Below are 12,950 nucleotides of genomic sequence, written 5' to 3'. Positions count from 1 at the left end.
GCCCCGGATTTTGAGCGGGCTTGCCTGCACCACGACTACTCGCCATCTTTAAATAGGCTCTCGAAGCGGCTCCTGGTCTCTTCCGAGGCCCGCGCACCCTCCTCGCGCTCAGCGGCCCGAAGCATGGCCGCGTCCAGGTCGGTGATCTCCTCGGCCTCCTCGAAGTCAATCTCGTAGCCGGTTAGGCGGCTGGCCAGCCGCACGTTCTGCCCGGCTTTACCGATGGCCAGGGAGTGCTGATCCTTATTGACCACCACCTGAGCCCGATTTTTGCCGCCTTCGGGGGTCTCGAGGGTGATCTCCCCAACGGTGGCGGGGGAGAGGGCATTTCGGATGAACTCCTTGGGGTTAGGGCTCCACTGGATGATGTCTACCCGCTCCCGGCCCAGCTCGGCGCTCACTGCCTGGATGCGCTGCCCCTTGTGCCCAATACAGGCCCCGATGGGATCTACGTTGGGGTTGTGGCTCATCACCGCGACCTTGCTGCGGCTGCCCGGCTCCCGGGCTACGGCCTTGACCTCGACGATTCCCTCGGCAATCTCGGGGACTTCCTGGCGCAAGAGGTAGCGAAGCAGCTCCTCCGCCGCGCGACTGACCACCAGGCTGGGGCCTTTAGAGCTGCGCTGGACCTGCTTGAGGTACACCTTGACCCGTTGGCCGGGGTGGTAGCGTTCGGTGGGAATCTGCTCCTTTTGAGGCATCAAGGCCTCACCGCGCCCCAGTTCAACGTAGACGTTGCCCCGATTGTCCACCCGGGCCACGCTGCCGGTCACCACCTCGCCCTCCTTGTCCTTGTACTCGTTGTGGACGCGGGTACGCTCGGCCTCCTTGAGCCGCTGGGTCAGCACCTGTTTGGCAATTTGCACCGCGATGCGGCTGAACTCCTCGGGGTCTACGGGGAACTCCATCTCCTCCCCGACGGCCACATCGGGGTCGTATTTTTGCGCGATCTCCAGGGCGATCTCTTTGTCGGGGTCTTGGACCGCCTCGACCACCTTTTTGATCTCGAGCACCTCCAACACGCCCTCTTGCGGGTCTAGGTGGACCTCGATCAAGGGGCCTTTGTTCTCCTCCTCCACTTCTTTTTGGCGGAAGCCCTTCTGCCGCAGATAGGAGAGCCTCAAGGCTTCTTCAAAGTTGGAGATCAACTCCTCAGCGCTCACTCCGCGCTCGATGGCCACCTGTTGCAGTGCGTCTACGAAATCTTTGTTCACCACTCCTCCTTTGTTGTGAATGCCGGGGTGCAGCCGCCGACGTGGCGCCCTAGGGTTTGCTTACCGGGGGGTCTGCGGCCACTCGGCCAGGTTGGCTTTGAAGCGGCCCAGCTCCAGCGTGCGTTCCTCCTCGGTATCCAGCCGGAAGGTCACCCGGCCCTCGTGAACCCCTTGGATGCGGCCGGTGAAGTTACCCTCCGGGCTTCTCACCTTCGCCTTGAGCCCAAGGAAGCGCTCAAAATGGCGGGCGGTAAGCAAGGGGCGCTCTGCACCCGGAGATTCGAGCTCGAGCAGGTAGCGACCGGCGATGGGATCGAGGCGCTCGAGCTCGTGTCCTAGGGCGTAGCTGGCCCGCTGGAGGTCCGCCACCGTGACCGGTGCCTCATCGGCCCGTTCAATGCGCACCAACACCCGCGGCTGTCGCCCCGAGGACCTGATTGAAGCCTCTAGCACCACATAGCCGAGCGGGGATAGTACCTCCGCTGCGATCGTGTCCAGTTCCACCCTCACCTCCTTTGTGCTTTTCCCGAGAAAAAGAGGGTGGGTTTCCACCCACCCCCGTTTAAGGGAGAACTTAGCCCTATAAGCTTAGCACCTTCTTGAGGGCGGGGAAAGTAAGCTGCATTGCCGAGCCCCTTTGTTCTTGTGCATAACCAACACTTGGGCTCGGGTGCATTTTTTACAATGTATGTGTGTCAGACCCCAATCGGGCCGGAAGCCTCGAGGTTCCCATACTCCGAGGCCGTCTCGAGCTGTTGGGGGTCCCGGCCTTGCGGGTTCATGCCCGCCAACTGCGTCCCCTGGAACGTAAAACCGCCGGGGTCCTGGCCTATCTGACCCTGGAAGGCCCCACCCCCCGCTCCAGGCTGGCGGGCTTGCTTTGGCCCGAGTCCTCCGAGGCCACCGCCCGCAACAACCTGGCCCAGGCCCTGCGCAGGCTCAGGCAGGCTGTGGGGGCCGAGCTGGTGCGGGGAGGAGATGTGCTGGAGCTGCAGGGGCTGGAGGTGGATCTGGCCGCCCTCGAGGTGGCCCACTTCGCGGGCCGCCATGCCGAGGTGGTGGGGCAAGAGGGCCAGCTTCTGGAGGGGTTGGACTACGACGACTGCCCCGACTTCGACGACTGGCTCTTGATCCGGCGCGAACGTCTGGCCGACCTGCGGCGCGAGTCGCTCTCGGCCCTGGCGGATGGGCTCGAGCAGGCCGGGCAGTACCGCGAGGCCCTGAGCTACGCCGAACGCCTGCTGGAATCTGATGCGCTCTCCGAAACCGCCCACCGCCGGGTGATGCGCTTATGGTACTTGCTGGGCGACCGCAGCGCGGCCATAGCGGCCTTTGAGCGTTGTCGGGAGAGGCTCTTGCGGGAGATGGGGGTAGAGCCCCTATCCGAGACCCGCGCGCTGCTCCACTTGATCGAGCTGGGCGAGCCCATCACCCCCCACGGCCCCGTGCCTCGCCCGGAAATCCCCCTCTCGGTGCTGCGCCCTCCCCGGCTCTTGGGACGGGAGGCCGAGTGGGCGCAGATGGAGGCGGCCTTTGCCCAGGGTCAGGCCCTCATTTTGAGCGGCCCGCCAGGGGTGGGTAAAAGCCGTCTGGCCCAGGATTTTTTGAGGGGACAGGGCCAGGCTATTTTTTTCGAGGGCCGTCCGGGGGATGCGGAGGTTGCCTACAGCACCTATAGCCGCATATGCCATCAGCTGCTGGGGCAGTTTCCAGGCTTGATCCTGCCGGACTGGGTGCGCCAGGAACTGGCCCGCTTGGTGCCTGCGCTGGCCCCACCCCCGCCCCCCATCGGCTTGGAGGCCGAGAAGCTGCGGTTTCTTCAGGCCAATGTCGAGTTGGTGAACCTGGCGGTGGCCCAAGGCCTGCGGCTGGTTGGCCTGGACGACCTGCAGTATGCCGATCGGGCCAGCCTCGAGGTGCTGCATTTTGCCTTCAGCTCGTACTGGAAGCCCGGGAGCCCCTTGCGCCTCCTGCTGGCCTATCGGATAGGGGAACTGCCCAGCCAAATCGAAGGCTTGCTGGATCAGGCGGTTCAGAGCGGACGAGCCGTGCGGATAGAGCTGCGCTCCCTGGATGCCGCTGGGGTGCAGGATTTGCTCGAGAGCCTCGAGCTGCCAGGGCTGCAGGAGGCGGGGCCGAACTGGGTCCAGGCGCTCTGTCGCCATACCGGTGGTAACCCCTTTTTCCTGCTCGAGACCTTGCGCAGTCTGTGGGAATCGGGTGGGCTTGGCCAACGGAAACCGGGCCGCCTGCCGGTTTCCAGCAAGATCACCACCCTGATCCAGTCCCGCCTTCAGCGCCTTTCCCTGGGCGCCCAACGGCTGGTACGCACGGCGGCGGTGGCCGGATCGGACTTTTCCCCCGAGCTGGCCGCTACCGTGCTCCAGAGCACCCCACTGGAGCTACTCGAGCCCTGGGCCGAACTCGAGGCGGCCCAACTCTTGCGCGGCTCCACCTTCGTCCACGACCTGCTCTACGAGGCCACCCTGGAGGGCATTCCGGCCAGCATCAAGACCTATCTGCACCAGCAGATCGCGCGGTATCTGGAGAGCCAGCAGGCCGAACCGGCCCGCATTGCCGTCCACTGGCTCGAGGGCGAGCCCCCCAGGGCCATTCCCTTTCTGATCCAGGCGGCCCGGAAGGCCGAGGCAGCTTACCAGCTTGTCGAGGCGGCCCAGTTCTACCGGCGGGCCCTCGAGTTAGCTGAGCAGACGGGCGATGCCGGGCAGACCTTCGATCTGCTGGAAGCCCTCAGTCAGGTGATGAGCCGCTTCGATACTGGCCAGCGGCACGCGGCCCTGGTCGAGCGCATGCTGGCCCTGGCCGATACCCCCGCCCGGCGGGCCCGAGCCTGGCTGTGCGAAGCCATCCGCCTGGGTGAGCACGCCTATGGCCCCGAGGCCGAGCAGGCCGCCCGCCAGGGCTTGCAGCAGGCCGAGGAGGCCGGGCTGCCCGAACTGCGGGTTCGCTTGCTGGATGCCCTGGCCCAGGCCCTGTTTGTCCAGCGCAAGACCCCCGCCCTGATTGAGGCCCTGGAGCAGCTTCGGCAGCTTCATCGGGAGCGGGGTGATGTGCTTCAGGCGGCCATCTGTACTTCCCGGCTGGGTGTGGCCTACGACCAGCTCGAGCGCCACCGCGAGGCCCTGGGGTTCTACCAGGAGGCTGGGCCCCTCCTGGAGCAGTCCGGTAACCGGCTCGCCCTGATGGGCTTTCACCACAACCGGGCGGTCTGCCTGGCCGCGCTGGGCTACGCCGAGGCGGCCCTGGAGGCCCAGTTGCAAGCCCAGCGCTTGCTCGAGGGCGTGCAGGGTGCGGTGGGCCGCGAGGTACACCACCTCAACAACCTGGCCCTGCGCTACTACGACCTCGAGCGCTACGCTGAAGCCCAGCAAGCCCTGGAACGCGCCCTGCAAATCGTGCCGGAAGAATGGGGCTGGACGCGGGCGTTTAGCCAGTACCAGATGGCCCGGCTGTACGGGGTATGGGGGGAGTGGGGCCTGGCCTCGGACTGGCTGGGCCGCGCTCTGAGCGAGCCCGACCTGCCCCGGCGGGACGAGGCCGCCTACCGGATTCTAGAAGCCCTCCTGGCTCACCGGCGGGGCGAGCCGATGGGGCCCCTGCTGGAGCGGCTCGAGGCCCTGTTGGCCGGAGACCGGGGGCTGGCCTATGGCCGCTACCTGCTGGCCAAAGCCCGCATGAGCCCCCCAGAGCTGGCCCTGCAAAGCCTTCAGGAAGCCCTGACCCTGGCCCAAGAGAACGACTGGCCCCACCTGGGCATCGCCGCCCATACCCTGTGGGCCAAGGCCCTGCTGGAATCGCCCGCTGGTGCCCAGCCCGGAGCTGCCCTGAGCCACGCCCAGGCGGCCTTACAGCAGCTAGAGGTGTACAGCCCCATGGGCTGTACAAGGCTCGAGGTGCTGTGGGTGTACTACCGGGCAGCTGGCCCTCAAACGGGGAAGGGGTTGCTTCAGCAGGTGGTGGACTCCCTGACCCAAATCGCCAACCAACACGTACCCCCTCAGCACAAATCCAGTTTTCTGAACCAAAATTCCCTCTGCAGGGCGATTCTCCAGGAGGCCCAGTCCGCTGGGCTGAGGGTCTCCTGAACCCCGGTCATCCTCCAGTCATGCCAGCCGTTCTACGGTAGGGGTGTGATTGCCTGATAAAAACCGAGGGGAGGGATTCTAATGTACACAAAAGGGCTATTGGGCGGGGTGTTGTTGGTATTGTTGACGGCTTGTCCAAGCGGGGGGTCGGGTGGGGGCTCGAGCAATATCGGCGGGACGGTTTCGCTGGGGTCCAGTATCACCGGGCAGCGCCTTCAGATTGACCCCCAGCCGGGCAAACTCCGGCACACGGGCGAAGCGCGCTTTGTGCCGGGGGAGGTGTTGGTGGAGTTTCGGGGCGGGGTGAGCCTGCAGTCGGTGAGCAGCCTGCGGCTTCAGGTGCAGGGCAGGCCTGTAGAACTCCAGCAGGTGCGACCTCTGGGCCTGCCCCACACCGCCCTGTTCCGGGCCGAGTTGAGCGAGGCTGAAACCCCGGCCCTGCTCTCCGCCCTTCGCAGCCGTTCGGAGGTGGTTTCCGCCGACCTGAACTGGCTCGAGCAGCCCCTGGCCACGCCCAACGATCCAGGCTATTCTTTCCAGTGGCACTATCCGGCCATCAACCTACCCCAGGCCTGGGACCGCACCACCGGTTCCAACAGCGTGGTGGTCGCCATCCTGGATACTGGGGTGCTCTTCCGCTCGGGCAACCCGGCCCAGTCGCACCCCGATATCGGCAATCGCTTGCTGCCCGGCTACGACATGGTCTCGCCCCTCAGCGGCCCCAACCCCCTGGCCAATGCCGGTGACGGTGATGGCCGTGACGCTGACCCCTTTGACTCCGGCGACGAGCAAAGCACCGGCTACCACGGTACGCATGTGGGGGGTACGGTGGGGGCCGCGACCAACAACAGCCAGGGGGTGGCTGGGGTGGACTGGACGGCCCGCCTCCTGCACGTGCGGGTGATTGGGCTGCTGGGGGCCACCGTGGCCGACCAGGTAGACGCCATCCTGTGGGCCGCTGGTGAGCCAGTACCGGGGGTGCCGACCAACGCCAACCCGGCCAAGGTCCTCAACATGAGCTTGGGCGGCAAGAGCCCCTGTACCTCGGTCCGGCAGAGCGCCATCAACCGGGTCACCGGTAAGGGAGCGGTGGTGGTGGTAGCTGCTGGCAACGAAAACGACGATGCCTCCCTCTACAGCCCAGCCAGCTGCGCCAACGTGATCACCGTGGGGGCCACCGACTATGCCGGGGCCCGCGCGCCGTACTCCAACTACGGGGCCCGCGTGGATGTGATGGCGCCGGGCGGTGACGTTCGCAAAGACCTCAACAGCGATGGGTATGTGGATGGGGTGCTGAGCCTGGGGTTCGACGAGCAGACCCAGCAGTTCAATTACAAATTTGAGAACGGCACCTCGATGGCCGCGCCCCATGTGGCCGGGGTGGTGGCCCTGATGAAGGCCCTCAGTCCCAGCCTCGAGACCGCGCAGGTGTTGCAGATTTTGAAATCCACCGCCAGGCCCCTGAACGCCACCCAGTGCAACCGGCCCAGCGGCAGTGAATGCGGAGCGGGCCTCATTGATGCCAATGCGGCCCTGGCTGCGGTGCAGGGTGGCACTACGGCGAGCTTCAGCCTGTCCACTGCCAATACCATCCTGTCGGCTCAGCCGGGCGGCAGCGTGAACGTACCCATTACCATCAGCCGCAGCGGTGGGTTTGCCGATGCGGTGAACCTGAGCCTGCAAGGTGCGCCCGCCGGGGTGAGCGGGAGCTTCAACCCGCCCAGCACCACCCTGAATGACAGCACCCTCACCCTGAACGTGGCCCCCAGTGTCCCCAATGGAACCTATGCCCTCACGGTGCGGGGCACCTCGAGCAGCACCTTTGCCAGCCTGCCCCTCAGCCTGAGGGTGGGAAGCGGCACCAGCGCTACGGTACAGGGCACCCTGGTGCTGGCTTGCTTTGTGGCCGGGGGGGAGTGTGACCCGAACCGCTCCAAGGCCATCCAGATCAACCAGGGCGGTACCTCAGCCAGCTACAGCATCCCTGACCTGGCCCAGGGTGACTACGCGGTGCTGGGTTGGAACGACCTCAACAACAACGACAGCGTAGACCAGGGCGACTACCTGGGTGGGGTGGTGGACAATGCCGGGAACCTGGCGGCAGTCCGGCCCGGCAACCTTCGGGCTGACTTCCAGCTTGATGTGCTGAGCGGCGACATCTCGCGGCTTTCCCCTGGGGTGCTGCGGAGCCTCGAGCGGGTCGGGGCTAAGTAAGCCTTCAATCCTTTGGACAGACCCCTGTAGGGGTCTGTTTTTTGCAGTCATCCTCCAGTCATGCTGCTTTGTCTACGCTGCATGTAGTCATACCAAGGAGGTAAACATGAGCAAGAAGTGGGCCCTGTTGGTTTTAGTTGCGGGACTGGTTCTAAGCGCTTGTGGAGGCGGTGGGGGCAGTGGGTTTTCCGGCACGGTTACGGCTCCATCGGGGGCCAGTGTCCAGGGTACCGAGGTGCTGGCCTGTTACTACGATGCCGCTGCGGATGATTGCGACCCTGCCAAGAGCAAAAGCGTCACGATCAATACCGCGGGGCGTAGCAGCAGTTTCAGTATTGAGGGGCTGAGTGCGGGCGATCACCTGATAATTGCGGTCAATCAAAGCCAGAACCTGGTCGGGTTTTACCTGGATAACCAGGGCCAGCCGGCCCTGGTCAAGCCGCCGCGCGGCGGGCTTACCATTCAGCTAACTCAAGCAGCACTGGGATCCTCGATCCTCCGAGGCAAGCTTCTGGGGAGATAGCTTGCTTACCCTCAGCACGCCGCGAAGCCTCGAGCGGGTCGGGGCTAAGTAAGCCTTCAATCCTTTGGACAGACCCCTGTAGGGGTCTGTTTTTTGCAGTCATCCTCCAGTCATGCTGACTGTCCTACCTTAGATGCACTGCCCGAGGGGATTGAGCAAGGAGGAAGTCATGCAAGGGATGCGAATGCTAGCTTTGGGTATTTTGCTAATGCTTGATTTGTTGGGTACAAATGCCCAGGCAGCCCCTGGCTATGTGGATGGCAACCTAGCTTCGGTTTCACAAATATGTCCGATAACCAACCTCGGGGCAATTGCCTCACAAAACTTCGTGGGGTTTTACGCCGATCCCAATGTGCCTTATCCCAAGACTGGCGACGTAGGCTATGTGCGGGCGGTTGGCGCTAACGTAAGTCCTTGTACCAACGACACAATTGGTTTCGATTTCTTCCTGCCCGATGGCGCTACACTGGCCATTGATAGCACCAATCCGGTACGTTGTTACGCTATTAAGTTCACAAACCCCACACAGATAATCGAATTTACAAACAACCCACCGGGTTTCCAAGGCGGCTGTTCACAAACACCGTCAACCGGAACCGCGGGCGGCCTGTTTTTTGGCTATGCAGTGATAGCACCGGGCTGGCAGGTGGATATTCGCGTACCGGTGCGCTATAACAAACAATTGCTGGGGTTGGGTGGCCCAGCCAGCCACCGCCTGACTGCGATAGCCAGTACCGTCTGGGGTACTGCCACACCCTTTGTGCCGGTGACGGTGTTTTACCAGGCTGGCTTCCAGAACCTCCAAAGCAGTGGAATCGGCGCAACCACAGCTATGTTAGGGGTGAATCTTTTTAGCTATTTCAAGGGCGGCCAACTCTATGTGGATTATGGAACCACCAATGCTTTTGGTTCATCCACCCCTCCCGCCACTGTGCCCAACACCGCCCTTAACTTTCCCAGCGTCAGCACCAACCTGGCTGGCTTGAGCCCCAACACCACGTATTACTGGCGCTACCGTTTCGTCACCGATGCGGGAACTTTCAATAGTTCCACCCAGACCTTCACCACGTCGGCGGCTTCTACCTTTGCCCTTACGGTTAACAAAAACGGTACGGGTTCGGGCACCGTGACAAGCAGTCCCTCAGGTATCAACTGCGGGGCCACCTGTTCGGCCAGCTTTGCCCAGGGCACTACGGTCACGCTGACCGCCACACCTGCATCGGGCTCGGTATTTGCCGGGTGGGGTGGGGCCGGCTGTAGTGGTACAGGTGGCTGTACGGTAACGATGAGTGCAGCTCAAAGCGTTACCGCCACCTTCAACACCGCTCAAAGCTTCGGTACCCTCAATCTACAAGTGTCGGGCCTGCCCAGCGGCAACAGCGCCACCCTCACCATCACCGGCCCGGGCGGCTTCAACCAGCAGCGGACCATCCTGACCGGCACCGGCCAGTCGCTATCCGATGTGGTGACCGGCATTTATACCGTCACGGCTCCCAGTGTGGTGATGAGCGGTACTACCTACAACCCCAGCCCGGCCAGCCAGAACGTCACCGTGACCACCGGCAGTGCCACTGCCAGCGTCAACTACACCCAGGCTCCTGCTGCCACCTTCGCGCTTACGGTGAGTAAGGGTGGAACCGGGGGCGGAACCGTAAGCAGCAGCCCGGCAGGCATCACCTGTGGCGCAACCTGTACCGCCAACTTTAGCTCTGGGGCCAGCGTGATCTTGAGCGCGGTTGCCGATGCGGGCTCGAGCTTCGCTGGCTGGGGTGGAGCCTGTAGCGGTACGGGTACCTGCTCGGTCACGATGGACGCAGCCAAGTCGGTCACCGCTACCTTCAACACCGCACCCGTAGGAGGCTTGACCATCACCGCAGCCAAGCCTGCCAACGCCCCTACCGATGCCACCCGCAACAAAGGCCAGAGCAACGTCTTGATGCTGGCCTTCACCCTCAACCCCTCGCAGGCTACCCAGTTGCAAAGCATCACCCTGCAGGCCAGTGGCAGTGGCAACGATAGCCTCGACCTCACGGCAGTCAAGCTGATCCGTGATGCCAACGCCAACGGCCAGATTGACAGCGGTGAAACCCCCATTGCCAGCGGCACCTTTAGCGCCGACAACGGTACCCTTACCCTGTCTACCCCGCTGGCCCTCAGTGTGGGCAACAGCCAGTTCCTGGTGATCGCCGATATCGCCAGCTCGTTAGCGGCTCGTCCGGCGGTGCTAAAGGCCCAGATCCTTCCGACCCTGCCCATGCCCCTGCTGATTACTTTGCTGCCCATGATGCTCCTGGGTGCGTGGCGGATGCGCTCGTTGCGGGTGGGTCTGCTGGCCCTGGCGTTGGCCCTGACCCTGGCAGCTTGCGGCGGTGGTCAGAGCACCACCTCGGTCAACAAAACCTATCAGATCAACCTGACCGCCGTGAGCGCCCAGGGTAACCCCACCCTGAATGGCCTGCCCATTACCGGTGCCACCATCACGGTACAGAAATAAAGCCTCGGGGTGTCGGCTCCGGGTTGCCTCCTCAGGGCCGACACCCACCCTCCTGAAAGGAGATTCCATGAGTCTAGCCCACAAAGCTCTTGCCTTCCTCGCCACCCTGGCGGCCCTGGTCCAAAGTCCTACCCTGGCCCAGTGGGTCGCCCCAGGCACCACCTTTGGCGCACCCAGCAGCCTGAGCTACTCCCAGGCCATGGCCTACGTGACCGTTCAGATGAACGCTGCGGCGGTCCAGCGGGCCCAGTCTGTATTCAACCAGATCAATCGCACCAACCGCAACAACCCCAACGCCCAGGCCGCCGCCCGCACCCAGGCCCAGACCCGGCCCCAGACCACCTTCAAGCTCGGAGCGCAGCGGCTGCTGCTGAACCCGTTTGTCCGCAGCCTGAGCAACAAGCCCGCCGAGGTGCAGGAACTGACGGCGGCCTTTATCGAGGGCTTCAAGGGCTTCGAGGCCGAGGCCCGGCGGCTGGGCCGCCCCAACAACGTGGCTATGGCCTTTGCGTACCTGGTGGGGGTCTGCTACCTGGTGCACTACGGTGAGGAACCCACCGAGGCGGCCCTCCTGAACCTCCAGGCCAACACCGACGCGGCCTTTGGAGCCTCCGAGGCTTTCCGGCGGCTTTCCGATAGCGAGCGCCAGCGCATGTACGAGGCCTTTGTGCTGATGGCTACCCTGCCGCTGTTGGGCTATACGGTGGCAGTGCAGGAAAACGACCCGAAGCTGCTCGAGACCTACCGCGAAATTGCGGGGGTGGCCCTCGAGAGTGCCCTGGGGGTGCGCCCCGACCGGCTGAAGTTTACCCCTACCGGCCTCGAGCTGCGCTAAAGGTGGAAACCGTGGCTCCCAATAGCACACAAGTCTATGTGGTTCGCATCTGGTACGAGCCCACCCCCGAAGGGGAGGTCTGGCGAGCCTCGGTCAGCCAGGGCGAGGAGCGCCATTACTTCGCCGAGCCCAGTGCCCTGAGGGCGTTTTTGCAACAGGAGATGGAGGAGGACGGGGCAGAAGCCCCACAGTAGCCGGTCATGCTTTGCTTATGGAATTAAAGGAGGTATGGATGCATAAGATTCCCCTTGCACTAGGCTTCTTGCTGCTGTTGGCCGCTTGCAAAGGTAGAGGAGGGAGCAACTCCACCAACCCCTGGCACACCTACCAGCGGAGCCCCTAGGAGGGTCATTCCCATGCGTATTGCAGCCATCTTTGCCCTGGGTCTGGCTGTCACAGCGTGTTCTGCTGTGGGGCCAAGCGGTGGGCACCTCGTTCTGGTGAGCCAGGCAGGCTCCAGCACCGTGGCGGTGATAGACCCTACACAGGGTAAAACCATCCAGCGCATCACCGTAGGCGGATTGCCACATCGGATGATGCTCTCGCCCGATGGCCGCAAGGTGTATGTGGTGCTGGTGGGCTCGCAGGCGGTGGCCGAGATAGACGTTCGTTCGCTGGCGGTAACCCGTACCTTCCTCACCGCCCCTGTGCCCGAAAGACGTGCCGATGGCACCCTGATCCAGGCTCACTTCGACCAAGGCGCTTTTGCCCAGACCAACTGCTTTGCCTGCCACAACCCCGGCGGGGCCAAACCCTTCATCGTGGGTGAGCGGCCTGTGGGGATCGCGCTCTCGAGCGATGCCTCCAGGCTGTTCATCTCGCACATCCGCCAGGGGCTCCTGAGCGAGATAGACCTCCAGAGTGGGGTGATGGTGCGTTTCGAGCGCCTACCCCCCTCCGGTGCAGCCAGCGAAGCCGCAGACCTGGCCCGCGTGGGTTCCAGGCTGGTGGTGGCTTTGCGTCCCCATCAGCCCAGCACCGAGGCCGGTGCGGTGCGCTGGCTCGACGAGCAGACCTGGCAGACCCTGGCTGAAGCCCCCACCGGCGCCGATCCCGCATCTGTACTGCCGCTAGAAGAGGGAGCTTTGGTCTCCAACTTCGAGTCCAACACCCTTAGTCTACACGCGCCGGGCGCCGCCCCACTAGGCTTTACCGTCACGCCGGGGCCGCTGGGGATGTTGCGGGTAGGGGAGGGGCAGGTTCTCTCACTCAACTATTACTCCAACACGGTTTCGCTGCTTGATCTGAAGACCGGCTTGAGTGAAAACCACTGGCTCGAGCTTGCGGGCAAGACTTTCGTCAACCCCACCCATGCCGCGCTCTCACCGGATGGGCGACAAGTTTATATCGTCAGCAGTGGTACCGAAGGCAATCTTTTAGTTTTTGACCTGAATTCAAAGCGGATTGCTCGAGCCATTCCCATAGACGGGCTTTCCTTTGATGCGGTGGTGATTCCCCAACAGGTAAGGAGGTAGGGTATGAAATATGGTGCGCTTAGGATTGGATGGAGTGTTCTTTTACTGGCTCTAGCGGCTTGCGGTGGGGGGGGCACCCCAGGCGGGGG

General features: G+C 63.6%; 9 protein-coding genes. 7 read left to right on the top strand and 2 right to left on the bottom strand.

Annotated elements, in window-relative coordinates:
* Positions 1-35 precede the first annotated feature (35 nt).
* Both nusA and rimP read right to left on the bottom strand, forming a co-directional pair.
* Complete coding sequence (gene nusA, locus Mgrana_RS09050; protein WP_119357330.1) at positions 36-1,214, bottom strand: transcription termination factor NusA; 1,179 nt, start codon at positions 1,212-1,214, stop codon at positions 36-38.
* A gap of 60 nt (positions 1,215-1,274) precedes the next feature.
* Positions 1,275-1,766: a ribosome maturation factor RimP gene (gene rimP / locus Mgrana_RS09045; RefSeq protein ID WP_170146438.1), complete on the bottom strand. Its 492-nt coding sequence runs from the start codon at positions 1,764-1,766 to the stop codon at positions 1,275-1,277.
* Between the two features lie 140 nt (positions 1,767-1,906).
* Between rimP and Mgrana_RS09040 the strand changes: the two genes are divergently transcribed.
* The 7 genes from Mgrana_RS09040 to Mgrana_RS09000 all read left to right on the top strand — a co-directional run bounded on the left by Mgrana_RS09040 (position 1,907) and on the right by Mgrana_RS09000 (position 12,861).
* The gene (locus tag Mgrana_RS09040) at positions 1,907-5,320 is read left to right on the top strand and encodes an ATP-binding protein (RefSeq protein WP_119357286.1); all 3,414 of its coding nucleotides are present in this window, start codon (positions 1,907-1,909) and stop codon (positions 5,318-5,320) included.
* A gap of 81 nt (positions 5,321-5,401) precedes the next feature.
* Positions 5,402-7,534 (top strand): S8 family peptidase, encoded by a 2,133-nt coding sequence (locus Mgrana_RS09035; protein WP_119357285.1) that lies wholly within the window; start codon positions 5,402-5,404, stop codon positions 7,532-7,534.
* 106 nt (positions 7,535-7,640) lie between these two features.
* Positions 7,641-8,057, top strand: coding sequence for a hypothetical protein (locus Mgrana_RS09030; protein ID WP_119357284.1), 417 nt, complete (start codon positions 7,641-7,643; stop codon positions 8,055-8,057).
* 664 nt (positions 8,058-8,721) lie between these two features.
* Positions 8,722-10,551, top strand: coding sequence for an InlB B-repeat-containing protein (locus Mgrana_RS16825; RefSeq protein ID WP_170146437.1), 1,830 nt, complete (start codon positions 8,722-8,724; stop codon positions 10,549-10,551).
* A 67-nt stretch (positions 10,552-10,618) separates the two neighbouring features.
* Entirely contained in the window at positions 10,619-11,386 is a 768-nt protein-coding gene (locus Mgrana_RS09010) for a DUF6683 family protein (protein WP_186813144.1), read from the top strand.
* A gap of 38 nt (positions 11,387-11,424) precedes the next feature.
* Positions 11,425-11,580: a hypothetical protein gene (locus tag Mgrana_RS09005; protein ID WP_170146436.1), complete on the top strand. Its 156-nt coding sequence runs from the start codon at positions 11,425-11,427 to the stop codon at positions 11,578-11,580.
* A gap of 162 nt (positions 11,581-11,742) precedes the next feature.
* Complete coding sequence (locus Mgrana_RS09000) at positions 11,743-12,861, top strand: YncE family protein (protein WP_119357280.1); 1,119 nt, start codon at positions 11,743-11,745, stop codon at positions 12,859-12,861.
* Positions 12,862-12,950: the final 89 nt, after the last annotated feature.

Source organism: Meiothermus granaticius NBRC 107808, from assembly GCF_003574355.1.
Lineage (GTDB): Bacteria > Deinococcota > Deinococci > Deinococcales > Thermaceae > Meiothermus > Meiothermus granaticius.
Note: the sequence above shows the minus strand (reverse complement) of the source record. Positions and strands in the feature narration are given on the sequence as shown.

Excerpts from the sequence above, each read along its gene's own strand:
- Mgrana_RS09035 (WP_119357285.1), top strand. The coding sequence starts at position 5,402 with ATGTACACAAAAGGGCTATTGGGCGGGGTGTTGTTGGTATTGTTGACG.
- Mgrana_RS09030 (WP_119357284.1), top strand. The coding sequence starts at position 7,641 with ATGAGCAAGAAGTGGGCCCTGTTGGTTTTAGTTGCGGGACTGGTTCTA.
- Mgrana_RS09010 (WP_186813144.1), top strand. The coding sequence starts at position 10,619 with ATGAGTCTAGCCCACAAAGCTCTTGCCTTCCTCGCCACCCTGGCGGCC.
- Mgrana_RS09000 (WP_119357280.1), top strand. The coding sequence starts at position 11,743 with ATGCGTATTGCAGCCATCTTTGCCCTGGGTCTGGCTGTCACAGCGTGT.